The following is a 24,669-nucleotide window of genomic DNA, read 5'->3' on the forward strand; positions in this document are numbered from 1 at the left end:
ACTTAGTTGGGTATATTTAATTTATGGAGGTGAAACATTGATTGATTATAATTCCAAAATTAAAAGTGAACAGGTGGACAATTTGTTTCAAGCCATATTAAAACTTGAAACCATTGAAGAATGCTATAGATTCTTCGAAGATATCTGCACCATAAAAGAAATTCAATCCATCGCCCAAAGGTTAGAAGTAGCTAAGTTACTAACCCTTAATAATACCTATAGTGAAATTGAAAAGAAGACAGGGGCTAGTACTGCTACTATCAGTAGGATAAATAGGTCTTTAAACTATGGAGTAGATGGATATAAAATAGTTTTTGAAAGATTGGGCTATTTAAAGGATGAATAGATTTATTACTATTCCAGCACTGATTTACTAAGGTTATTTTAGGATTGGTGCTGTTTTTTTTATTAATTTTCATTGGGAATCATGTATAATGATAGGTATAGAGAGGTGATCTTAATGGATAAAAAATTTCAACGGAGAATATTCATATTAATACTGATAGCATTAACTATTAGCTTAGGGGGTTATATTTTGCAAAAACAGAACAATAAGACAAAAGAAAATCAAAATAGGTTATTGAACAAGATATCTTCCTTAGAAAATGAATTAGATAAAATTAAAGAAGAAAATAGTATATTGAACAAAAGGGTTAACGAATTACAAGATGAAGTCTATAGGGACAAGGATTTATTGCAGGAACAAGTTCAAATTATTAACTTTAGGAATGAAAAGAGTTTTACAGATGAAAATTTAATATTACCTATTTTTACTGCTAACATAAATACTTATAAGAAGGAAATAAAATATTATGTAACAATACCAAAAATATTGCCAATGGAGGAACAATTACATCTTTTAGTAAATAAACTTTCTCAATATTGTTTTAATGGTCTACCCATAGAAATTGTAGATATAAAAGATATTGAAGGTAAAAAAATAGCAATAATTAATTTAAAAGAGTACAGTATAAACCAAGGGATAGAGGATCTTGAAAAATTAATTGGTTCCTCATGGAAGGCATATTATTTCCAAGGAACTGCTGGTGGAATTATTACCAGCTATCAATTAATTGATACTCTATTACAAAAAGATTATGATGGTGAATGGATAGATGGGGTACAACTTTTATATGAAGGAAAGGATATTGTTTTTGAACATGTACTTGGACTCTCAGATATACATTATAGATAAGGATAAATATACTTTCCATATATAGTTTTTTAAAAAGGCTTCCTTAATAATCTTCCGTGGAAGCCTTTTTTATATTAGCATATTGTTGGGTAATATAACTATATAGAAAACGAATAGTAATTATTGTTTTTCCATTAAATATATGCTAGAATAAATCGAAATTTATCAACAAGAAAGGTGGGATGTTAGGGTTGGAAAAGAAGTTAACATTATATGGGTTTAACAATCTAACAAAAACCCTTAGTTTCAATATTTATGATGTTTGCTATGCTAAGAGTGAAAAAGAACAAAAGGGCTATATCGAATATATTGATGAACAATATAATTCTGAAAGGTTGACAAAGATTTTATGTGATGTAACAGAAATGATTGGAGCTCATGTTCTAAATATTGCTAAACAAGACTATGAACCTCAGGGAGCTTCGGTTACTATCCTTATTACGGAAGAGGCTTTGCCTGTCCATTTAATAGATAAATCTTGTAATATTGGAGATATTATATCCAAAAGGGATTCTATTGTAGGCCATTTGGATAAGAGCCATGTGACAGTGCATACCTATCCCGAATATCACCCAGATAATGCTATATCAACTTTTAGAGTCGATATCGATGTATCCACCTGTGGTACCATTTCTCCCCTTAATGCTTTGGATTATCTTATAGGGAGTTTTGATTCTGACATTATTACCATCGATTATAGGGTTCGTGGATTTACTAGAGATGTAAAGGGTAAAAAATATTATATAGACCATGACATTACTTCAATCCAAGATTATATAGATAAGAAGACATTAGAAAAATATGATGCTATAGACGTTAATGTTTATCAATCAAATATATTCCATACTAAAATGCTGATTAAAGAAATAGAACTTCAAGACTATTTATTTAACAAGGATGTATATGAATTACCTCCAAAACAAAGGCTTGAGATTACCAACAGCCTTCGTAGAGAAATGATCGAAATATTTAGCGGTATGAATATCTATTAGTTATGAGGTGTTAATATGGATAAATTTTTACAAGAAAAAGCACCCATATTTGAAGCCCTTAAAAGGTATAAATCTAATAGGATAGTTCGATTCGATGTACCAGGACATAAGGGGGGAAGGGGGAATAGAGAACTAACGAATTTTTTAGGTCAAGACTGCCTTACAGTAGATGTAAACTCTATGAAACCATTAGATAATTTGAGTCATCCTACTTCAGTCATAAAGGAGGCAGAGAAAATTGCTTCGGAAGCTTTTGGCTCAAAAAACACCTTCTTTATAGTAAATGGAACTACTGCTGCCGTTCAAGCTATGATCATGTCTACCTGCAAAACTGGAGACAAGATTATAATGCCTAGAAATGTTCACAGAAGCGCTATTAATGCATTGATTATCTCTGGGGCAATACCGGTTTATGTAAATCCTGGAGTGGACAAAAAACTAGGTATTTCTTTAGGTATGCCCCTTTCCCATGTGAAAGAGGCAATATTAAAAAACAAGGATGCTAAAGCAGTCCTAGTCAACAATCCAACCTATTATGGAATCTGCTCCAATCTAGATAAGATTGTCGAAATGGCTCATGAAAACAATATGTTGGTATTAGTAGACGAAGCCCATGGAACACATTTTTATTTCGGTGATGATATGCCCATATCTGCAATGGAAGCCAATGCGGATATGGCTGCTGTAAGTATGCATAAAACTGGTGGTTCCCTAACCCAAAGTTCATTTTTATTATGTGGTAAAAATGTAAATTCTAATTATGTTAGACAAATAATAAATTTAACTCAGACTACTAGTGCCTCTTATCTATTATTGGCTTCCCTAGATTTAGCCAGAAAGAATTTGAGTCTTAATGGAAAGGACATATTTAAAAGGACTATGGATTTAGCTCAATATGCTAGAGAGGAGATTAACAATCTAGGAGGATACTATGCTTTTTCAAAAGAAATTATAGATGGGGATAAGGTATTCGATTTTGATGAGACAAAATTATCCATCCATACATTAGATATAGGTTTAGCAGGTATTGAGGTATACGATATATTAAGGGATGAATATGGTATTCAAATAGAGTTCGGAGATATTGGCAATATACTTGCCATTATATCTGCTGGCGATAGGATATTAGAGATCGAAAGGTTGATATCGGCTTTGTCTGAAATAAAAAGGCTTTATGAAAAAGACAAAATTGGTATGCTTGAATCTGAATATATAGACCCAGAAGTGGTTTTACCTCCTCAAAGGGCCTTTTATGGCAGTAAAAAGCCCATATCTATAGATAATAGTCTCGGAGGAATTTCAGCAGAATTTATAATGGCCTATCCTCCAGGAATTCCAATTTTGGCTCCAGGGGAAAGGATTACAAGGAATGTATTGGATTATATCTATTATGCAAAGGAAAAAGGGTCTTTATTAACAGGAACTCAAGATATGAAGATAGAAAATATTTATGTTTTGGAGGGATAAAATGGAACTTTGGTATACTGAGGAGCATACAGATGATGTTCATTTTTCAATAAAAGTAGATAGATTATTATATAGCGGAGAAAGTGAGCTTCAGAGAATAGACGTTTTTCACTCAAAGGAATTTGGAAGGTTTCTGACTTTAGATGGTTTGATGATGTTAACGGAAAAAGACGAGTTTATCTACCATGATATGATAGTCCATGTACCAATGGCCACCAATCCAGATATAGAAAAGGTATTGGTCATAGGTGGTGGAGATGGCGGCACCGTCCGTGAATTAACCCGATATCAAACTATTAAAAAAATAGATATGGTTGAAATAGATGAAAAAGTGGTGGAAGTTTGCAGATCTTACCTTCCTCAAACTGCAGAAAAATTAGACGACCCAAGGGTAGAATTGTTTTTTGAAGATGGATTGAAATTTGTGCGGAAGAAAAAAGATGAATACCATCTAATTATAGTAGATTCTACAGACCCTTTTGGTCCTGGTGAAGGCCTCTTTACCAAAGAATTTTATGGAAATTGCTATAAAGCTTTAAAGGAAGATGGGATCTTAGTAAACCAACATGAAAGTCCCTATTATTTTAACTATGCTAATTCAATGAGAAGGGCCCATGGGCGAATAAAAGAGGTTTTCCCTATTTGTAAAGTATATCAAGCTCATATTCCCACCTACCCGTCAGGCCATTGGCTTTTTGGATTTGCGTCTAAAACTTTTGACCCTATTGAAGATTTAAAGGAAGATAGATGGAATAGTTTAGATTTAAAAACCAAGTACTATAATACGGAACTCCACAAAGGGAGTTTTGCCCTTCCCAATTATGTTAAGGAGTTGTTAGAAAGTGAAGATGAATAAAAACATTCATACCTTTATCGGTTGTGATGGGGAATATGAAGAAAGTAAAATAATTATCTTTGGAGCCCCTTTTGATGGTACCACATCATACAGACCAGGAACTAGATTTGCTAGTTCTCATATAAGGAATGAAAGTTACGGTATAGAGACCTATAGTCCATATTTAGATATGGATTTAATGGATTTTAAAATATACGATGGAGGAGATTTGGAATTACCTTTTGGTAGTCCAAAAAAAGTTCTCAAAATAATAGAAGATTATACAGAAAAGGTAATTAAGGATAATAAAATTCCCTTTATGATAGGTGGGGAGCATTTAGTAACTTTAGGGACGGTGAAAGCTATTGCAAAAACTTATCCTAAACTTAATATAATCCATTTTGATGCCCATGCAGATTTAAGGGACGAATATTTAGGTGAAGAGCTTTCCCATGCAACGGTTATGAGGAGGTGTTGGGAAATCCTAGGGGATAATAGAATATTTCAATTTGGAATAAGAAGTGGTGATAGGAAAGAGTTTCTTTGGGGAAAGGATCATGTATATACCAATAAATTTGATTTTAAGGGAATAGAAATATTGGAGGAAAAACTTAAGGATGTACCAGTATATTTGACCATAGACTTAGACGTACTAGATCCTTCTGAATTTCCAGCTACAGGGACTCCAGAAGCAGGAGGAGTTTCATTTAAGGAACTATTATCAGTAATATATAAATTATCCAACCTAAATATAGTTGGATTGGACATAGTTGAACTATCCCCTCCTTATGATATAAGTGGAATATCTACAGCCTTGGCTTGTAAGTTGGTACGGGAATTATTACTTCAAATATGCAGATAGGAGATATTAAAATGGCAACAGCTATTAGAAAGTTGTTGCCATTTTAATGTTAAAAATTATATTTAAAAGGCGATTATTTAGTAAAAATATGTTGTTTTACGACATTTTAGGGGTAAAAAAACAAGGTGAGAACATATGGAAGGAAGGGATATTTATGATGTGGAAGGAAAAATATAAAATTGGCGTTGAGCGAATTGATGAACAACATAAAGAATTATTTAAGCGATTATCAAATTTTATTCAAATTGTACAAGACGACATACCTTGGAAAGAAAAATTGGATAGCGTGAAAGAGACCATGGCTTTTATGCAGCAATATGTAGAGTACCATTTTGATGATGAAGAAAAATATCAAAAAGAGATTAATTATCCTGATATTGAACTACATAAAGAAATCCATGCTAAATTTAAACAGGAAATATATGACTATGTTCAAATTTTTGAACAGGGAGAGTTTACTGAAGAAAAGGTACAGGAGTTTAGTGCAAAACTTATGACTTGGCTTATTATGCATGTTGGTAAAATGGACCAAAAAATTGGAGAGTATGTAAGGGAAAAGGGGGAATAGTTTAATGAAAGCAGAATATATAAACTCTTTTTATATAGCAACTCAAGACGTGTTCCAACTAATGTTAGATCTAAATGTAGCAAGAGGGGATATTAAAGTACTAGAAGGAATGGTCAGCGGTAAAGATGCCAATGTAGTACTTGGAGTAACAGGAGATTTAAAAGGTACAATTTTGTTTGGCTTTTCAAATAATATGACTTTAGAAATGGTTAAAATAATGTCTGGAATGGAAATGAAAAAAATTGATAACTTTGTCTCTTCCGCCTTAGGGGAAGTGGCAAATATTATAGGCGGGAATGCCCTGACTAATCTTTCAACTTATGATTACGCCTGCGATATTGCTCCACCTCAAGTCATAATAGGAAAGCATGAATCTATTTCTTTAGCAAATGAAAGAGCGATACAGATACCTTTAAAGACCGATATAGGTGAGTTTGATATTAGTTTATTTTTATCAGAAAACAAGAATAGTTAATGGTTTGTAAAGTTTTGCAATTTACAATAATACTTAATATTAGGGCATCTGCTAAGCAGATGTCTTTTTCCATTGGAAAAAATCCACTATTATTATATAATAAAAAGGAAACGAATGTTTAACTAGGATGGTGACAATATGGAATTAATAAAAGGTTTAAACGATAGACAAAAAGAAGCCGTTCTCCATACAGAAGGGCCTCTACTTATTTTAGCTGGGGCGGGAAGTGGGAAAACTAGGGTATTAACCCATAGGATAGCCTATTTAGTAGAAGAAAAGGGGATTTTCCCAGGAAATATTTTGGCAATAACCTTTACCAATAAAGCTGCCAACGAAATGAAGGAAAGGGTAGATTATTTATTGGATGGTAATATAGATGATATATGGATGGGTACCTTTCACTCTGTATGTGTAAGGATACTTAGAAGGAATATAGATAAAATAGGATATGATAGAAGTTTCTCCATCTATGATAGAGATGATCAAATTACCGTGGTGAAGGAATGTATTAAGGATTTGAACTTGAGTAAGGATATGTATAAGGAAAGATCCGTCCTTAGTGTTATTAGTTCATTAAAGGATAAAATGACGGATCCGGATACATATATAAACCAAAATTACAGTGATTATTATAGTAGGAATGTAGGAGAGATATATGCCCTTTATGAGAAAAAACTTAAAGCTAATAATGCCTTAGATTTTGATGATTTAATAATAAAAACCGTAGAGTTATTAAAATCCAACCCAGATGTACTAGATTATTATCAAAAGAAGTTTAAGCATATATTTGTAGACGAGTTTCAGGATACAAATAAGATACAGTATAAATTAGTGAAATTGATTTCAGAAAGATATAGAAATATATGTGTGGTGGGGGATGACGATCAGAGCATTTATGGATGGAGAGGTGCGGATATTTCAAATATTCTGGACTTCGAAAAAGATTTTCCAAATACTAAAATCATAAAGCTAGAACAAAACTATCGATCAACCCAAAATATACTGAACGTAGCCAATCATGTAATAAAAAACAATTCAAGCAGAAAAGAAAAGAAATTGTGGACGGACAATGAAGAAGGGAATCAAGTGGTGGTGGAAAGCCTATTGGATTCAGAGGAAGAGGCTTATTTTGTTGCCAATAAGGTAGAAAAACTTATAAATGAAGGATATAAGCCTTCAGACTTTGCAATTCTTTATAGAACCAATGCCCAATCAAGAACCTTTGAGGAAATATTTATGCGAAAGAGTATACCTTATAAGATTGTGGGAGGATTAAGGTTCTACGATAGAAAAGAGATTAAGGATATTATAGCTTATTTAAAATTAATCCAGAATCCAGTAGATGATATATCTTTAAAGCGTATAATAAATGTCCCTAAAAGAGGAATAGGTAATGCCACCTTAGGAAAAATTGAGGAATATGCTAATGAAACTGGGGAGAGTATATATAGTACATTGTTAAAGGTGGAAAAAGTATCAAATCTATCAACGAGAGCTAAAAATAATTTAAAATCCTTTGTAGATATGATAAACAAATTCATGGCTATGAGTGAAGTAATGGGATTAAAAGAATTCTTAGAAGAAGTTGTCTATGGTATAGGATATATCAAGGAATTGGAAGAGGAAGCTAGTATAGAATCACAAACAAGGCTAGATAATATAAAAGAATTTATATCTGTAGCCATAGACTTTGAAGTTAGGTACCCTGAAGGTAGTTTGGAAGATTTTTTGGCTACCATATCCCTTCTTTCCGATGTGGATAAAACGGAAGATATAGATAACTCGGTAACCTTACTTACAGTCCATTCAGCTAAAGGATTGGAGTTTCCTGTTGTATTCATGGTTGGCATGGAAGAAGGTCTATTCCCCATATCAAGGGCTTTAGACGATGAAACAGAATTGGAAGAGGAAAGAAGGCTTTGTTATGTAGCTATAACTAGGGCTGAGAAATTGCTATTTATAACCCATGTAAAACTTAGAACTATCTATGGCAATACTAATTATTCATTGCCTTCTAGATTTATAAATGAAATACCAGAAGGCTATACCATTTCATCGACGGATAATGGGAGAGGAAAGAAATCAGATCATAAAAAACAGCTTGTAAAAGTACATGATTATACTAAAGGAATTGATAGAACAATATACCAGCCAACCAATAACAATACGGATGTAGATCTTGGTGATAAGGTAAGCCATAAAAAATGGGGTGTAGGCACTATAGTTCAAATTAAGGAAAGGGATGAAGATAAGGAAATAGTAATCGCCTTTGATAAGGTAGGCCTTAAGAGATTACTTCTTTCCATTGCTCCGATAGAAATACTGAAAGGAGAGTAATACATGGATAAGGTTGAAAGGATAAAAGAACTTATTGAAGAAATTAATGACTTAAATTATTACTATTATACATTAGATCAACCAAAGGTAAGCGATAAAGAATACGATGCTCTTTACGATGAATTAGTAAAATTGGAGAAGGAAACGGGAAGAATATTTCCCTATTCTCCAACTCAAAGGGTTGGTGGAGAGATATTAGATAAATTTGAAAAACATTTCCACCTAGATAGGCTCTGGAGTCTAGACAAAAGCCAAAACTATGGAGAATTAGTTAATTGGGATAATAGGATTAGACGGTTAATAGAGGAGTATAATAATGCTAATGAAGACAAACTACCTTCTCCTACTTATGTGGTAGAGTATAAATTCGATGGATTGACTATCAATCTAACCTATAGAGAGGGAGAATTGGTCCAAGGCGCCACTAGGGGAAATGGTACCGTAGGAGAAGCTATTTTACCCCAATTAAAGACTATAAAAACCATTCCTTTGAAAATAGATTTTAATGGTACTATGGAAGTCCAAGGGGAAGGATTAATGCCATTATCTGCCCTTAGGAAGTATAATGAAACAGCATTAGAGCCATTAAAGAATGCAAGAAATGCAGCTGCAGGAGCTTTAAGAAATTTAGATCCAAAGGTGACTAAGGAGAGGAATTTAATAGCTTACTTTTATAATATAGGACATATTGAAGGAAAAGAATTCACTACCCATATGGAAATGCTTAAATTTATTAGATCCAATAGGTTGCCCGTATTTGATTATGCTGAAGAATGTAATTCTATAGAAGATGTTATTAATGAGATAGAAAAAATAGAAGAAGAAAGGCATAATTTAGATATATTGACAGATGGTGCAGTAATAAAAATAAACCATATGAGGACTAGACAAGTCCTTGGTTATACCATGAGGTTTCCCAGATGGGCTATAGCCTATAAATTTGAAGCAGAAGAAACTACTACTAAATTAATATCAGTCCAATGGAATGTAGGTAGAACGGGCAAAGTTACCCCTACAGCTTTATTAGAACCTGTAGAGATTGCAGGAGCCACCGTAAGACGAGCTACTTTGAACAATTATGATGATATACTTAGAAAAAGGGTAGCTATAGGCTCTAGAGTATTGATAAGAAGATCTAATGAAGTAATCCCGGAGATAATGGGAATAGTAGATACAGAAGAAGAAACGGTAGAGATTGAGAAGCCTACCCATTGCCCTGCTTGTAATAGTGAATTGTACCAGGATGGAGTTCATATATTTTGTCCAAACTCATTAACCTGTAAACCTCAATTAGTATCTAGAATAGTGCATTTTGCTAGTAGAGATGCCATGAATATAGAAGGACTTAGTGAAAAAACGGCAGAAAAATTATTTGAAGAGTTAAATCTAATGGACATAGGGGATATATATGAGATAAAATATGAGGAGCTATTAAAACTTGAAGGATTTAAGGATAAAAGGGCTAGAAACTTATTAGAAGCTATTGAAAGAAGTAAAGATACTACTTTAGACGCTTTTATCTACGCTCTAGGGATTCCCAATGTAGGTTTAAAAACCGCTCAAGATTTAGCAGAGCATTTTAAGTCTTTGAGAGCTATTATGGATGCTAAATATGAAGAACTAATTACTATTCCAGATATAGGGCCTAAAATTGCAGAGAGTATAACCGAGTTCTTCCATGATGAGAGGATATTAGAAGGTATAGATAAATTATTATTAGAAGGGGTTAAGCCTCATTATGAAGAAATAGCCCTAGAAGAATCCATATTTACCGATAAAACCATAGTGATTACTGGAACTATAGAAGCCTATTCTAGAAAAGAATTAAAGGAGAAAATACAAGATTTGGGAGGAAAGGTGACAGGGTCTGTAAGTAGAAATACAGATTATGTAATTGTAGGTGAAAGTCCTGGGTCTAAATATGAAAGGGCTATAGAATTAGGTATTGAAATTATTGATGAAGAAAGATTATTAGAAATAATGGAAGAGTATTAAAAAAAGCATTGATTATAAAGGAGGAGAAAAATGGTTTCTAAGGAAGAAGTTAAACAAACAGCTGAAATGTGTAAGTTAAAACTATCTCAAGAGGAAACGGATATTTTTATAGCTATGTTTTCTAATGTATTAGAACAAGTAGAAAAATTGAATACAGTAGATACAGATGGAGTAGAAGCTCTAAACTTTCTCAATTTAAAAGAAAAGTCATTGAGGGAAGATATAGTAGAAGACAGTTTGAATAGAGAAGAAGTACTTAAAAATGCTCCGGAACAAGAATATGGATATTTTAAGTTATTAAGAGTGATGGACTAAGAGGGGTGATAAAATGGATATAGTTAAATTAACAGCTATAGAAATGAGAGAAAAACTTAAAAACAAAGAAATATCTAGCAAGGAAATTGTTAATGCTCATTTCGATAGAATAGAAGAAATAGAAGGTGATTTAAATTCCTTTATAACATTGACTAAAGAAGAAGCCCTAAGGGCAGCAGATAGAGTAGACAATAAGATTAAAAATGGAGAGAATTTAGGAATATTAGCTGGTATACCTGTAGGGGTTAAAGACAATATAATCACTAAGGATATAAGAACTACCTGTGGTTCGAAGATACTTGAAAATTTTATACCTCCCTACGAAGCCACAGTTATAGAGAAGATAAAGAATGCTGATGGCATTATATTAGGTAAGACTAATATGGATGAATTTGCAGCTAGTTACTCTACAGAGACTTCTTATTTTGGAGTGACTAAAAATCCTATAGATAGAGATAGAGTTCCTGGAGGGTCCAGTGGAGGTTCTACTGCTGCAATAAAGGCGGGAGAAGTAGCTTTAGCATTAGGTTCTGATACAGGAGGATCAAACCGTCAACCTGCTAGTTATTGTGGAGTTGTAGGTATTAAACCAACTTATGGCCTTGTTTCTAGATATGGACTTATCTCTTTAGCTAATTCTTTGGATCAAATAGGGACTTTTGGGAGGAATGTGGCAGATGCTGCTTTAATGCTAGAAGCAATTGTGGGACAGGATGCAAAGGACCCAACTTCCATGGATATAGAAAAGGTTGATTATTTAGGAAGACTAAAAGAAGGCATAGAAGGTATGAAGATAGCTTTACCTAAGGAATATATGAGTATGGATATAGATAATAGGGTCAAAGAACAAATTATGAAATCTGTAAAACTCCTTGAAAAACTAGGGGGAGAGGTAGAAGAAGTATCCTTACCTCATAGTGAACATGCTTGGTCAACTTATTATTTAATTGTAGTTTCAGAAATCAGCTCAAATATGGCCAGGTTTGATGGAATAAGATATGGTTATAGAACTAAAGATTATGAAACTCTAGATGAATTATATATAAATTCAAGAACGGAAGGTTTTGGAGAAGAAATAAAAAGAAGCATTATAGCTGGTACTTATATATTGAGTAGCAAGAAGGGAAAAGAATATTACAACAAGGCATTAAAAGTAAGAACTTTAATAAAAGAGGATTTTGATAAGGTTTTTGAAGAGTATGATATAGTATTAGCTCCTACTACACCTAACCTACCTTTTAAAATAGGAGATAGTGTAAAAAATCCTTTTGAAATGTATAATTCAGGTATATTTAATATTCCTGCTAATCTAGCAGGCCTATGTGCTATATCGCTTCCTTGTGGTTATGTAGATGGTTTACCTGTAGGACTTCAAATAATGGGAGATAGATTTAAAGAACTAAATATATTGAAAGCTGCCTATGCCTTTGAAGAAGAATTATCTATTGGAGGTGAAAGATAATGGGCTATAAGACTATTATAGGGCTAGAAATTCATGTGGAGCTTATGACGAAGACAAAAATATTTTGTAGTTGCATTAATGCATTTGGTGGAGATGCTAATACCCATTGTTGTCCAGTTTGTTTAGGACTACCTGGTTCTATTCCTAAGCTAAATAAAGCCGTATTAGAGTATGGAATTAGAGCAGGGATTGCTTTCAATTGCCAAATAGCTGATTATGTTAAAATGGATAAAAAACATTATTTCTATCCTGACTTAGTGAAAGGTTATCAAACGAGCCAAGATGACAGACCTTTATGTAGAGATGGATATGTTGAAATTGAAAATGAAGCAGGTTCTAAGAAAATTGGACTTCAAAGGATTCATATAGAAGAAGATACTGGAAAGTCTATTCATACAGAGGGTGGAGATACATTAATAGATTATAATAGAGCAGGGGTTCCTCTAATTGAAATAGTTACTAAGCCAGACATAAATACATCTGAAGAGGCTAGAATGTTTTTAGAAAACCTTAGGAATACTCTAAAATATATTGAAGTTTCTGACTGTAAGATGGAAGAAGGATCTTTAAGATGCGATGTAAATATAAATGTCATAGATACCGAAACTGGTAACAAAACCAATATAACTGAACTGAAAAATTTAAATTCCTTTAAGGCTGTTGTCAATGCAATAGAATATGAAGAAAAGAGACATATAGATTATTTAGAAAGAGGAGAAAATACAATAAAAGAAACTAGAAGATGGAATGAGCTAGAAAACAAAACACTAGTTATGAGGGGAAAAGGAGGCACTGAAAATTATAGATACTCTGTTGATGTGGATGTCCTTCCAGTTAAAATAGATAGGGATTGGATTGAAGAAATAAAAAATAATTTACCAGAACTTCCTCATCATAAAAAGGAAAGATTTATTAAAGAATATGATTTGCCAGAATATGATGCAGGAGTACTTACCCAATCAAAGGAAATAGCCCAGTTCTATGAGGAAACTAATAGATATGCTAAGGATCCTAAACAGGTTAGCAACTGGATAATGGGAGATGTTTTACGAAGATTAAATGATGAAGAACTGGAAGTTGAAGACTTGAAGTTTAAACCAAAGGATTTAGCAGATCTTATTGGATTTATAAATAATGGAAAGATTAGCAACAATATAGGAAAAAAAGTATTAAGAGATATGTTTGAAACTGGTGAAAAACCTGAAGAAATTATAAAGAAAAAAGGATTAATCCAAATTAGCGATGAAGGTGAATTAAAAGGAATTGTAGAAAAGGTGCTACACGAAAACCAGCAATCCATCATAGATTATAGAAATGGAAAAGACAGAGCTCTAGGTTTTTTAATTGGGCAAGTGATGAAGTCTACAAGGGGTAAAGCCAATCCTCAAATGGTAAATGAAATGGTAAAGGAGATGATTGAAAAGAGATAGATGGAATTTTTTCCATATATCGACGTCAATTGTCAGAAAATTAATCCTTGATTAATCTAATGGGTCAATATATAATAATCATAACTATTTTAAAATAGTTATGATTATTTTTTTAGAATGGGGGGATTTTATGAGTAAAAAACAAATAGGATCCACTACTAAAATTTTTATGGGCCTATTAATAGGTCTAGTGGTTGGTATATTAGTATACAATTTACCAGCTGGGACTTTTAAAGATGATATTTTAATCGACGGAATCTTTCAATTATTAGGTCAGGTATTCTTAAGAGGGATTATGATGATGGTAGTTCCTCTCGTATTCATTTCGCTAGTTAATGGGGCAGCTAGTATGGGGGATGTGAAAAAGCTCGGTAGGGTAGGCGCCAGAACCATAGCCTTTTATTTAGTAACTACTGCTTTTGCCGTTTCCTTAGCTTTAGTTTTAGGCTATTTATTGAAGCCAGGTATAGGACTGGATTTAGGTGCCATTGAACAAATAGAAACAACAGTAAATGAAAAAACACCATTGGTACAAATATTATTTGAAATGGTTCCAAGAAATCCAATATCAGCTATGGCTGACGGGAATATGCTCCAAATTATAGTTTTTGCGATAATTACAGGTATAGGTTTATCGATTTTAGGAGACAAAGTTAAGATAATCCTTCAAATATTTGAACAGCTAAACGAATTAGTAATGAAAATGGTAGGGTTTGTTATGTTATTTGCTCCTTTAGGAGTATTCGGTTTAATTGCTAGAACTTTTGCTACCGTTGGATATGCAGCCTTAGTGCCATTATTAAAGTATATAATAGCTGTCTATATTGGTCTTATCCTTCATGCTGGGCTAGTATATTCTGGATTGTTAAAAGGTCTTACAGGATTAAGCCCTAAAAAGTTTTATAAGAAATTTTTCCCTGCCATGTCTGTAGCCTTTTCTACTGCTAGTAGTAATGCAACGGTTCCTATTAATTTAGATATAAACGAGAAGCAATTAGGAGTGTCTAGAAATATAGCTGCTTTTACCATTCCTCTTGGAGCTACTATCAATATGGATGGTACTGCAATTATGCAAGGGGTGGCAACCTTTTTTATTGCGCAAGTATATAATGTACCATTAAGTATCGGAGCTATATTAACAGTAGTTTTAACTGCTACATTAGCGTCCATAGGTACAGCAGGAGTACCTGGAGCAGGAACTATTATGCTATCTATGGTATTACAATCAATAGGATTGCCCTTGGAAGGAATTGGCTTGATAATGGGCATAGATAGGCTAGTAGATATGGGTAGAACTACTGTTAATATTACAGGAGATGCAGTGTGTACTGTAATAATAGCTAAAAAAGAAGGGGAATTAGACGAAGAAGTATTTAATTCTGACTCTAAAGCCTTATCAAAATAAAGGGGGACTATTTTTTAGTCCCTTTTTTTTCATTATGTTTTTCACGGTAATAAGGACAATCTTCTAATGGGGTACCTGAAGATATGGTTATTTGGGTTAAGGTACACAAACCTTCTTCTTGATAAAAACATTTTTCAGAACAAGGAATAATCATGTTCTACCTCCTTGAATTTGATTTATCTATATTATCATGACCAGTCCTGTAGTAAATATTATTAGATTTAATAAAAGTGTACTTAAAGTGTACCAAAAGTGTTTGTATTCTGATACAATATACTTACATAATAATAGGGTAATAATTATAGATGAATAATGGTAAGGAGGTTTTATTATGGAAATAGGAAAATTACCAAACCATATGTTGGAAAAGGTTGTATTTAACAAAATTAAATATAAAAGAAAGGAAATTATTCAAGGGGCTGCCATAGGAGAAGATAATGCAATTATAGATTTCAACGGGGAGATTTGTATTATCTCTACCGACCCTATAACTGGAGCAACTAAGGACATAGGTAGACTTGCCATATATATATCCTGTAACGATGTGGCTAGCAGTGGAGCTGAACCCATAGGGGCTCTTTTAACCATCCTAGCACCACCTTCTACAACGGAAGCAGATATTGAGTTAATAATGAAGGAGGCAGGAGAAGCTGCAAAGGAGTTAAAGGTTGAGATTATGGGAGGACATACCGAAATTACCGATGCGGTAAATAGAGTAGTTATTTCCACAACGGTTTTGGGAAAACAGAAAAAAGAAAATATGATTAATACAGAAAATGTGAAAGTTGGAGATAAGGTATTAATAACTAAGTATGCTGGTATTGAAGGCACATCCATATTAGCTAAGGAATTAGAGGAATATCTAGAGGATAAAATAGACAAAGAAAAAATGATAGAAGCCCAAGATATGGGCAAGATGATATCCGTAATAAAAGAGGGAATTATTTGTGGCGAAATTGGAGTAAATTATATGCATGATATAACTGAAGGTGGAGTACTAGGAGCAGTATGGGAAGGAGCAGTTGCAGTTAATAAGGGGATAAAAATATATAAAGAGTTAATCCCTATGAAAGAAGTTACAAAAGAAATATCTTCAATCCTAAATATTGATCCCTTTAGATTGATCTCTAGTGGAAGTATGTTAATAATTGCAGCAGAGGATCAGGTCAATACTATAGAAGATAGATTAGAAAAGGAAGGGATAAAAGTTACTACTATTGGGGAAGTAGTGGAAAAAGGGATCTTAATAGATAGAGACGGTGCACTGGAAGATATAGATCCTCCGACAAGTGATGAACTATATAAGGGGCTTTCAATTTTGGATTAAATATTACATTATCATTACAAAATCCCCATTCCGTTGACATAATAACCTATCAAATGATATAAATAACATAAGCCATAAAATAAACAGCAAAGGATGTGGAAAGGGGCAATTAAGATGAGGAAATGGAAAGTTGTTTTATCCTTTTTATTGATTTTTGTATTCCTAAATTCACCAGCATTAGCCGCTAAGAATGGTAATAGTATTACCGTAAGCATGGATGGGGGAAAATACACAGTGAAAGAAGTGCCAGTGGTATTAGATGGACAAGCAGTATTCTCAGATATTCCTACCTTCATTCATCCTGTTAAAGACTATACTTTAGTTCCTATTAGGTTTTTTGCAGAACGTTATGGTGCTGAAGTTACTTGGAATCAAAAAACGAAAACAGCAACTGTAAAACAAAAGAATAAGGAGATAAAAATTACAATAAATAGTGAATATATTTATGTAAATGGTGAGAAAAAGCCTATAGAAGGTGGGACTATACCAAAGCTTGTAACTTTCGAAAACAAAGATTCAAGAACTATGGTCCCCCTAAGGTTAGTATCTGAAGCCCTAGGCTTTGAAGTAGGATGGGATAGTTCAAAGAGAGTGCCTTTTATCAACACCAAAGGCGAAGAAGGCGAAGAAGAAAATACTAATACTAGAAGGGTAACCAATATATCTGTGGGAAAGGGTAGTACTAATATACCAAAAGTAACAGTAAAGGGAACAGAAAAATTAAACTATTCTACAGTTTTACTTAAAAACCCTGATAGATTAGTTATTAGTATTGAGGATTCAGTTTTGGATCTTAAAGATAATATATCCTTTGAAGGTGGAGTAGGAAGAATAGATGTAAATAGTAAACCAATAAATAGGATAAACATATCTCAATTTTCTTCTAACCCTGACGTGGTAAGGATAGTCATCAATTTAACTGAGAACGCAGATTTTGATATGGTTTCAGAAGAAGATGGCAAAATTTTAACCTTATCTTTTGTAAATAGGGTGGGGAAAATTGAAAAACAAGTAATAGACGGCAAAGAGGCCCTTGTTATTCACAACACAGAGAAACCTGAAATTAAGAGCTTTAAATTATCAAATCCGGATAGGGTAGTTGTTGACTTACTGGATTCTTCATTACAGGGTGGGAATTATTTCAACTATGATCATGATATTGGGTTTATTAAAGGAGTGAGAGTATCTCAATTCGTTCCAGATAACTTATATAAACCAAATGATAGAATAGTTAGATTAGTATTAGATATTAAGGAAGGAATACAGGACCCTGATGTTAAGATCTACACAGAAGGAAATAAGGTGATAATTATCCCGGAGGCTAATCTGGGAGAGGTAATTAACTATGCTTTCGAAGGTAGCAATAGAGTTGTATCTATTAATACTAAGGGAAATGCTGACTATAGTATTGACTATAATAGGGAAGAAAATACTATGGTAGCGACTATGCCTTCCCGTATGTTGGACATAGAAGAAGGTTTTATGAGCATAAAAGATGGTTTAATAAATGATATAACCATAAGAAAAGGGGGAAATCTTTCTAAGGTTATTATTACCTTTAGAAGAGGAATTGATTATACCATTCTGTCGAAAGATATAGACAATAAAATTACCATAAGCTTTAAAAAAGATGAGAACATAAGGCCTTCCGATAGGATAATAGTTATAGACCCTGGCCATGGTGGTAGAGACCCAGGCGCTGTTCATAATAATACTTATGAGAAGGATATTAATTTAAGCGTTTCTCTAAAGCTGAATAATAGATTGAAAGATCTAGGCTATAATACTATAATGACAAGAGATAATGATACTTTTGTAGAACTAAAAGAGAGAGCAGCAATTGCTAACAGGAACCAAGCAGATTTATTTATTAGTATTCACTCTAATTCAATTGCAAATCCAAATACTTCAGGTATACAAGTATTGTATCATTCTAAGGATAAAGCTAATGTGAAAAAGGAGGAAACTTTGGCATTAGCTAAAATAATGATGGAGGAACTTACCAAAGGAACTGGTGCCCAGGATAAGGGATTGATACCTAGGGAAAATACGGTAGTAATTAGGGATACATCAATGCCTTCTGTATTGATTGAACTAGGATTCCTTACCAACCCAGAAGAAGCCAAGCTATTAAAAGATGAAGACTATCAAAATCTTTTGGTAGAATCCATTATAAAAGGTATAGAAAAATATTTTGAATTATATTAATATATAATATAGCGGAGATTAATCTCCGCTTATTCTTTATTAGAGGTGATATTATGAATTTTATTATTGGTTATCTGTTAATATTTTTTGCTAGGGTATCTGACGTTACACTGGCAACTATTAGAATGCTGATGGTAGTTCAGGGAAGAAAGGTTCAAGCTGCTATTATTGGTTTTTTTGAGGTAAGTATATATGTAACGGCTTTAAGCAAGGTGGTAAGTAGTTTAGACAATATAGGAAATTTACTAGCCTATGCTCTAGGCTTTGCCTGTGGGAATTACATTGGTATAATTATAGAAAATAGGATAGCTCTAGGGAATTTAGCAGCCCAGATTATACTGAAAGGATCTAATGGAGAAAATATGGAGTTAATAAAGAAATTAAGGGAAAATGGATTTGGAGTAACAGTACTAGAAGGACATGGCAAAGAGGGTTCTAGAGAAATACTCCATACAGCCATAAATAGGAAGGATTTAAGTAAGTTAAAAGATCTGGTTTATAGCTATGATGAAGAGGCATTTATTATTGCCAATACAATAAGCCCAATAAGTGGAGGTTACTTTTCGTCCATTAAAAAGAAATAAATAATCATAGTATCCCTTATCTTCTAATATAATGTAATAAAACATGGAGGGGGGTAAGGGATGGATAATAAGAGAGTTATTTTAATTCTATTAATATTGGTAATAGCAGTATCCATAGTTAGCTGCAAAGGGAAAGGAGGTTTTAAAAAGCTTTTTTCTAAGGATGATGAAATTGAAATAATTAGGTCAGACGAAGAATATGAATTTGAACTAACGGAAGATGATGGTATGAGAAAAACTGTACTATATTTTAAAGATAGGCAAGGGCTATTAGTACCTGTTATGAGGAAGATTCCCTGGGAAGAAGGCATTGGGAAGCTTACATTGAAGAATATGATAGATAGCCCTGAGCTAAGGGAAAGTATTAATTCTACTGGTTTATCTCCTATAATACCGGCAGGCACGGAAATTAGGGGAATGGCGATAAATGAAGAAACTGGCCTTTGTAAAGTAGATTTTAGCAAAGAGATTTTAAACTATGAAACGGAAAAAGATGAAGAAAATTTGATCAAAGGCGTAGTTTATACTCTAACGGAATTTCAAGCTATTGATGAAGTGCAATTTCTAGTCGATGGTGAAGTCCTTCCAGCTCTAAAATATGGTTATGATATTTCTAATCCTATTAAGAGGGAAAATATTAATTTGGCTGGAAATTTAGAAGATCAAAGGTCAAAAGTCGTAGTTTACTATAAGGGGAACAATTTAGAAGAAGATTTTGAGTATTTTGTACCTGTAACCATACCTACATTGGCACCTGTACCAAATATATATACTGCTTTAGAAACTTTATTTGATGGAGCACCAGTAGAGCTTGGTCTTAGCTCCGACATTCCTCAGGGAACTAGCTTCCATGGAGTGGATATAAAAGATAGAGTAGCCTATGTGGATATTTCTTTTGATTATGGTGAACCACCTAATGATAGTCAAGTATTTAATAATATGGCAAAGAATATTGGATTAACTTTAAGTGAATTCGAACAAATAGAAAGGGTAGAATTGCTTATAGATGGAAAAACTTTAGAAGAAGCAGGTATGGATTTCCACATAGATGTAACAATACCTGCATTTGCCAATGAGTATTAAGCTGTCTAAAAGGCAGCTTATTCTATTTAGAATAATAATTTCTAATAGATTGGAATATGGAAAAAGAAATTTAAATCTGCTAAAATAATATTAGCTAATAAGGGTAATAATTAACTAATAGTAAAGATGAAGACAAAAGGAGAAAATTATGACTAAAAGAAGACTTATTGTATCCACTGGCAACATTCATAAGGTTGAAGAAATAAAAGAAATATTAAAGGACTTGCCAATTGATGTTTTATCTAAGAAAGAATTAGGTTTAGAAAAGATTAATATAGAGGAAAATGGTAAAACTCTGGAGGAAAATGCCATATTAAAAGCTACTGCCTTGGCAAGGAAGGTAGAAGGGATGGTAATAGCAGATGATACTGGCTTGTTTGTTGAATATTTAAATGGAGAACCGGGAATTCATTCTGCTAGGTATTCAGGAGTTGATACTACTGATGAAAAAAACAATATTAAACTATTAAATAGATTAAAAGGAGTTTCTTTGGAAAATAGAAAGGCCTTTTTTAAAACTGTAATTGCATTGGTAGATGAAAAGGGAAATATAGTTACGGTTGCTGGAGAATGTAGGGGATATATTGGTTTTGAATCTAGAGGCGAAGAAGGCTTCGGGTACGATCCATTATTTGTTGCAGAGGGCTATGATAAAACTTTTGCTGAACTGGGAGAGGGGGTAAAGAATAAAATTAGCCATAGAGCTAAAGCATTAGAAAAACTAAAAGAAGAGATTATAAAAATATTAGAGGATGATTAGGATGAAAATAATAGCAGTAAGTGATACTCATGGAAGAATAGAAGAATTTGTGAATAAGGTTAATAGTATGGAGAAGGCAGATTTAATAATCCATCTAGGGGATTATGTGGAAGATGGATTGGATATAGAGAATAAAACTGGAATTAAAACTGTTATTGTAAAGGGGAATGGGGACTTTTTCTATCAAGAGTATAAAGAAGATGAAATATTAGAAATTGAAGGTAAAAGAATATTGTTAACCCATGGTCACAAATACAATGTAAGATACGGAATAGATAATTTACTTTATAAAGGAGAGGAGGTAAAGGCAGATTTAATATTATTTGGACATACCCATGTGTCGACTTTTATCGAAGAATCTGGTATAATAGTAATGAATCCAGGCAGTCCTTCTATGCCTAGAGGATTTGATAGGAGGAAGACTTTTGGAATAATAGATATTAAACAAAAGATAAATATAAAAATTATAGAATTAAATTAAAAAGAAAGAATAAACTATTGACAATAGTGAAATAACCTGCTATAATTCTATATTGTCAGTCGATGTTCGTGACGGGTAATGCGGGTGTAGCTTAATGGTAAAGCTCTGGCTTCCCAAGCCAGCCACGAGGGTTCGATTCCCTTCATCCGCTCCATTATGACCTAACTTAGCGAACGTAAGTGAGTTTTAGTAGGTCAAACGCAATGAGAACCAAATCTATACGAGCATTAGCGAGCGAATAGATTTGGGTTTCGAAACTGCGAGACGATAACATGCACCTATAGCTCAGTAGGATAGAGCAACGGACTTCTAATCCGTGTGCCGGGGGTTCGAATCCTCCTAGGTGCACCAGGAAAATATGTGGTGGATATGGCCTAGTTGGTTAAGGCGCCAGATTGTGGCTCTGGAGATCGTGGGTTCGAATCCCATTATCCACCCCATTTTTATTTTTCACTAGACCCATTAGCTCAGGCGGTAGAGCACCTGACTTTTAATCAGGGTGTCCGGCGTTCGAGTCGCCGATGGGTCACCAGTAATATGCGGGAGTGGCGGAACTGGCAGACGCGCTAGACTTAGGATCTAGTGTCTTTGACGTGGGGGTTCAAGTCCTCTCTCCCGCACCATATAAAATTGGCGAGAGCCAATTTTTTTATTTTGGAGGTAAAAATGAAAATAAAGCTAATATGTATATTAGGGTTATTTCTAATATTCATTTCTATATATAACTATATTCAAATAAGTCAATTTATTGTAAACAAGTTGACATTCCATAGCAAGAAGTTATCTAAAGCTTTAAGGGTAACCCAAATTTCCGATTATCATTCTAATGATTATATTAATTCGCAAAAACTATTAGATAAAATAATACATTTTAATCCTCATATTATTGTATTAACTGGAGATATTATAGATAGTAAAACCAAGGATATTCACCCTACTTTGGATTTAGTAGGGGAATTAATAAATATAAATCCTAATATATTCTTTGTAATTGGAAACCATGAATTGGGAAATAAAAATGGAGATAAATTTATTTTAAATCTTAAAGAAATGGGTGTTACTATATTAGATAATAATAGCCAAACTATTGATATAGAGGGAAAAAAGATAAACCTCTGTGGATTGAGTTTTTTTGCTACTAACCAAGACTACCAGGAAACCATGATAGGGATAGATGAGGACAATTTTACCCTATTATTATCCCATTCACCTAATAGGCCTATAGCTTATTCCAAAGGAATAGAGGATCTAGTACTTACAGGCCACACCCATGGAGGTCAAGTAAGACTACCCTTAATAGGTGCAATCATATCTCCAGGTCAAGGACTTTTTCCTAAATATGATAAAGGAGTTTTCAATATAAACAATTCAATTCTATATATAGATAGTGGTCTGGGGAACAGTATATTCCCTATTAGACTCTTTAATAGAGTACAGATAAGTAATATAACTATACAACCGATAAAGAATAGTTAACATAGATAATTAAAAACATTTGACCTTAGATTAAATTCCATTTATAATAGTAGTAGGATAGATAAGCACCCTTAGCTCAGTTGGATAGAGTCGCTGACTTCGAATCAGTTGGCCGGGGGTTCGAGTCCCTCAGGGTGCGCCAATTTTAATATAGGTTTGTGATATAAGGTTCCATAATAAATTGTCGTCGACCTCAGGTAGTGCAAAAATCCCTGGGGATCGACGACAATTTAATATTTAAAGCAAATCTGTTAACTCCAACAAGTATAAAGGAAAAAAGCAAAAATCAAAATTCAAAAATCCAAGCATTTCTTATTTGACAAAAAATGAGAAACATAGTAATATCAATATATGTAACGTTTATAGACTACCTATAAGGAATTGAAACCTGTACGGCAATATACCACAATGCAGAAACAAGTAAGTTTATAGACTACCTATAAGGAATTGAAACCTCTTGCAGCTTCTTTGGATACATGAAATTTATATGGTTTATAGACTACCTATAAGGAATTGAAACTGTTGCTGTGTATTTCTATATTTATCAAATCTATTTTAGTTTATAGACTACCTATAAGGAATTGAAACACATAGCTACATGCAAACCTGTTTTGATTACATCAGGTTTATAGACTACCTATAAGGAATTGAAACTGATTAAATTAGCTATCTTTGGTCATCTTTTTTTTACGTTTATAGACTACCTATAAGGAATTGAAACACAATACAGGGGGAGCAGAGACGACATATTGTATCAGAGTTTATAGACTACCTATAAGGAATTGAAACAAGGAAAAGGGGAATAATTCCCCTATGATATGAACGTGTTTATAGACTACCTATAAGGAATTGAAACCTAACCAATACGATGAGGAACGTGTTACGTGGTTTGGTTTATATGGATCTATGTCAATAGTTTGGACAAAAATTTAGGTTTTTTTGTGGGTCTCCGCCACCATTGACAATCCAAACATAAATGCTTTTAGGTTTCTACCCGAAGGCGATAAACTCAAAGCAAGCTATGTTTTGTGCCTTCGTGGTGGAATATTGTAGCATTTATTTATTGGCTTATCAATGGCAAGCCCTACGGGTGGCTATCATCCCCTCAGGCTCAAAATCTAAAGCAAGCTATGCTACTCTACATAGATTCTCATATTCATCTGGAGTCATGTAGTTGATTGATGAATGAATCCTTTTTCTATTATAAAATCCTTCTATATATTGAAATAATATTAACTTAGCATGATTATGATCTATAAATGTATTAAGATATACGCATTCTTTTTTTAGTATTGCATGAAAACTTTCTATACAGGCGTTGTCATAAGGACAACCTTTAGCACTATACGATAGTTTAAATTGCTTTGATTCCACTGTTTCACGATATTCCTTTGACGTATATTGTGAGCCTC

23 protein-coding genes, 6 tRNA genes and 1 CRISPR repeat array are annotated in these 24,669 nt (G+C 33.3%); of the genes, 27 read left to right on the forward strand and 2 right to left on the reverse strand.

The features are described 5' to 3' along the window. The first annotated feature begins 40 nt into the window (after nt 1-40). The 14 genes from CUL_RS0106860 to CUL_RS0106925 all read left to right on the forward strand — a co-directional run bounded on the left by CUL_RS0106860 (nt 41) and on the right by CUL_RS0106925 (nt 15,338). Nucleotides 41-346: a YerC/YecD family TrpR-related protein gene (locus tag CUL_RS0106860; RefSeq protein ID WP_025640899.1), complete on the forward strand. Its 306-nt coding sequence runs from the start codon at nt 41-43 to the stop codon at nt 344-346. Between the two features lie 114 nt (nt 347-460). After that, nucleotides 461-1,195, forward strand: a complete 735-nt coding sequence (locus tag CUL_RS16875) for a hypothetical protein (RefSeq protein WP_157752628.1) — start codon at nt 461-463, stop codon at nt 1,193-1,195. A gap of 191 nt (nt 1,196-1,386) precedes the next feature. Next, entirely contained in the window at nt 1,387-2,187 is an 801-nt protein-coding gene (gene speD / locus CUL_RS0106870) for an adenosylmethionine decarboxylase (protein WP_201767854.1), read from the forward strand. Between the two features lie 15 nt (nt 2,188-2,202). Next, entirely contained in the window at nt 2,203-3,654 is a 1,452-nt protein-coding gene (locus CUL_RS0106875) for an aminotransferase class I/II-fold pyridoxal phosphate-dependent enzyme (protein ID WP_025640902.1), read from the forward strand. 1 nt (nt 3,655) lies between these two features. Then, nucleotides 3,656-4,510, forward strand: a complete 855-nt coding sequence (gene speE, locus CUL_RS0106880) for a polyamine aminopropyltransferase (protein WP_025640903.1) — start codon at nt 3,656-3,658, stop codon at nt 4,508-4,510. Continuing rightward, nucleotides 4,503-5,351: an agmatinase gene (speB, locus tag CUL_RS0106885; RefSeq protein ID WP_025640904.1), complete on the forward strand. Its 849-nt coding sequence runs from the start codon at nt 4,503-4,505 to the stop codon at nt 5,349-5,351. Before speE ends, speB begins: the two co-directional genes overlap by 8 nt. A gap of 154 nt (nt 5,352-5,505) precedes the next feature. Beyond that, entirely contained in the window at nt 5,506-5,919 is a 414-nt protein-coding gene (locus tag CUL_RS0106890; protein ID WP_025640905.1) for a bacteriohemerythrin, read from the forward strand. A gap of 4 nt (nt 5,920-5,923) precedes the next feature. Further along, entirely contained in the window at nt 5,924-6,394 is a 471-nt protein-coding gene (locus CUL_RS0106895; RefSeq protein WP_005586011.1) for a chemotaxis protein CheX, read from the forward strand. Nucleotides 6,395-6,532: 138 nt separating this feature from the next. After that, the gene (gene pcrA, locus CUL_RS0106900; RefSeq protein ID WP_005586013.1) at nt 6,533-8,731 is read left to right on the forward strand and encodes a DNA helicase PcrA; all 2,199 of its coding nucleotides are present in this window, start codon (nt 6,533-6,535) and stop codon (nt 8,729-8,731) included. Between the two features lie 3 nt (nt 8,732-8,734). Next, a complete protein-coding gene (gene ligA / locus CUL_RS0106905; protein WP_025640906.1) occupies nt 8,735-10,726 on the forward strand; it encodes an NAD-dependent DNA ligase LigA in 1,992 nt (663 codons plus the stop codon). A gap of 30 nt (nt 10,727-10,756) precedes the next feature. Further along, entirely contained in the window at nt 10,757-11,041 is a 285-nt protein-coding gene (gene gatC, locus CUL_RS0106910) for an Asp-tRNA(Asn)/Glu-tRNA(Gln) amidotransferase subunit GatC (RefSeq protein ID WP_005586017.1), read from the forward strand. Between the two features lie 13 nt (nt 11,042-11,054). Next, nucleotides 11,055-12,503, forward strand: a complete 1,449-nt coding sequence (gene gatA / locus CUL_RS0106915) for an Asp-tRNA(Asn)/Glu-tRNA(Gln) amidotransferase subunit GatA (protein ID WP_025640907.1) — start codon at nt 11,055-11,057, stop codon at nt 12,501-12,503. Further along, nucleotides 12,503-13,933: an Asp-tRNA(Asn)/Glu-tRNA(Gln) amidotransferase subunit GatB gene (gatB, locus tag CUL_RS0106920; protein WP_025640908.1), complete on the forward strand. Its 1,431-nt coding sequence runs from the start codon at nt 12,503-12,505 to the stop codon at nt 13,931-13,933. The genes gatA and gatB overlap by 1 nt, the downstream gene beginning before the upstream one ends. 130 nt (nt 13,934-14,063) lie before the next feature. Further along, entirely contained in the window at nt 14,064-15,338 is a 1,275-nt protein-coding gene (locus tag CUL_RS0106925) for a dicarboxylate/amino acid:cation symporter (RefSeq protein ID WP_025640909.1), read from the forward strand. A 7-nt stretch (nt 15,339-15,345) separates the two neighbouring features. On the opposite strand, the gene CUL_RS18875 is transcribed toward CUL_RS0106925, so the two are convergent. Beyond that, nucleotides 15,346-15,492 (reverse strand): hypothetical protein, encoded by a 147-nt coding sequence (locus CUL_RS18875; protein WP_157752629.1) that lies wholly within the window; start codon nt 15,490-15,492, stop codon nt 15,346-15,348. A gap of 177 nt (nt 15,493-15,669) precedes the next feature. Between CUL_RS18875 and CUL_RS0106935 the strand changes: the two genes are divergently transcribed. The 13 genes from CUL_RS0106935 (at nt 15,670) to CUL_RS0106995 (ending at nt 23,399) form a co-directional block, all read left to right on the forward strand. Next, the gene (locus CUL_RS0106935) at nt 15,670-16,665 is read left to right on the forward strand and encodes an AIR synthase family protein (RefSeq protein WP_005586023.1); all 996 of its coding nucleotides are present in this window, start codon (nt 15,670-15,672) and stop codon (nt 16,663-16,665) included. 114 nt (nt 16,666-16,779) lie between these two features. Further along, nucleotides 16,780-18,873 (forward strand): N-acetylmuramoyl-L-alanine amidase family protein, encoded by a 2,094-nt coding sequence (locus tag CUL_RS0106940; RefSeq protein WP_005586024.1) that lies wholly within the window; start codon nt 16,780-16,782, stop codon nt 18,871-18,873. A gap of 53 nt (nt 18,874-18,926) precedes the next feature. Beyond that, the gene (locus CUL_RS0106945) at nt 18,927-19,457 is read left to right on the forward strand and encodes a DUF2179 domain-containing protein (RefSeq protein ID WP_025640910.1); all 531 of its coding nucleotides are present in this window, start codon (nt 18,927-18,929) and stop codon (nt 19,455-19,457) included. Nucleotides 19,458-19,517: 60 nt separating this feature from the next. Next, nucleotides 19,518-20,540 (forward strand): GerMN domain-containing protein, encoded by a 1,023-nt coding sequence (locus CUL_RS0106950; protein WP_005586027.1) that lies wholly within the window; start codon nt 19,518-19,520, stop codon nt 20,538-20,540. Nucleotides 20,541-20,688: 148 nt separating this feature from the next. Continuing rightward, a complete protein-coding gene (gene rdgB / locus CUL_RS0106955) occupies nt 20,689-21,300 on the forward strand; it encodes an RdgB/HAM1 family non-canonical purine NTP pyrophosphatase (RefSeq protein ID WP_005586028.1) in 612 nt (203 codons plus the stop codon). A 1-nt stretch (nt 21,301) separates the two neighbouring features. After that, nucleotides 21,302-21,781: a metallophosphoesterase gene (locus tag CUL_RS0106960; protein ID WP_005586030.1), complete on the forward strand. Its 480-nt coding sequence runs from the start codon at nt 21,302-21,304 to the stop codon at nt 21,779-21,781. An 80-nt stretch (nt 21,782-21,861) separates the two neighbouring features. Further along, nucleotides 21,862-21,935 (forward strand) — tRNA-Gly (locus CUL_RS0106965). 120 nt (nt 21,936-22,055) lie between these two features. Then, nucleotides 22,056-22,132, forward strand: a tRNA-Arg gene (locus CUL_RS0106970). A 12-nt stretch (nt 22,133-22,144) separates the two neighbouring features. Continuing rightward, a tRNA-His gene (locus CUL_RS0106975) sits at nt 22,145-22,221 on the forward strand. 16 nt (nt 22,222-22,237) lie between these two features. Continuing rightward, a tRNA-Lys gene (locus tag CUL_RS0106980) sits at nt 22,238-22,313 on the forward strand. A gap of 7 nt (nt 22,314-22,320) precedes the next feature. Then, a tRNA-Leu gene (locus tag CUL_RS0106985) sits at nt 22,321-22,404 on the forward strand. Between the two features lie 43 nt (nt 22,405-22,447). Continuing rightward, the gene (locus tag CUL_RS0106990; RefSeq protein ID WP_005586033.1) at nt 22,448-23,257 is read left to right on the forward strand and encodes a metallophosphoesterase; all 810 of its coding nucleotides are present in this window, start codon (nt 22,448-22,450) and stop codon (nt 23,255-23,257) included. Nucleotides 23,258-23,322: 65 nt separating this feature from the next. Then, a tRNA-Arg gene (locus CUL_RS0106995) sits at nt 23,323-23,399 on the forward strand. A gap of 216 nt (nt 23,400-23,615) precedes the next feature. Continuing rightward, nucleotides 23,616-24,113: direct repeats of the CRISPR family, unit length 30 nt; unit sequence GTTTATAGACTACCTATAAGGAATTGAAAC. A 272-nt stretch (nt 24,114-24,385) separates the two neighbouring features. On the opposite strand, the gene CUL_RS16880 is transcribed toward CUL_RS0106995, so the two are convergent. Further along, a partial coding sequence (locus tag CUL_RS16880; protein WP_035142839.1) for an integrase core domain-containing protein occupies nt 24,386-24,669 on the reverse strand: 284 nt, incomplete at its 5' end.

Origin of the sequence: [Clostridium] ultunense DSM 10521 (assembly GCF_000511955.1) — a bacterium.
GTDB classification, from domain to species: domain Bacteria; phylum Bacillota; class Clostridia; order Tissierellales; family Tepidimicrobiaceae; genus Schnuerera; species Schnuerera ultunensis.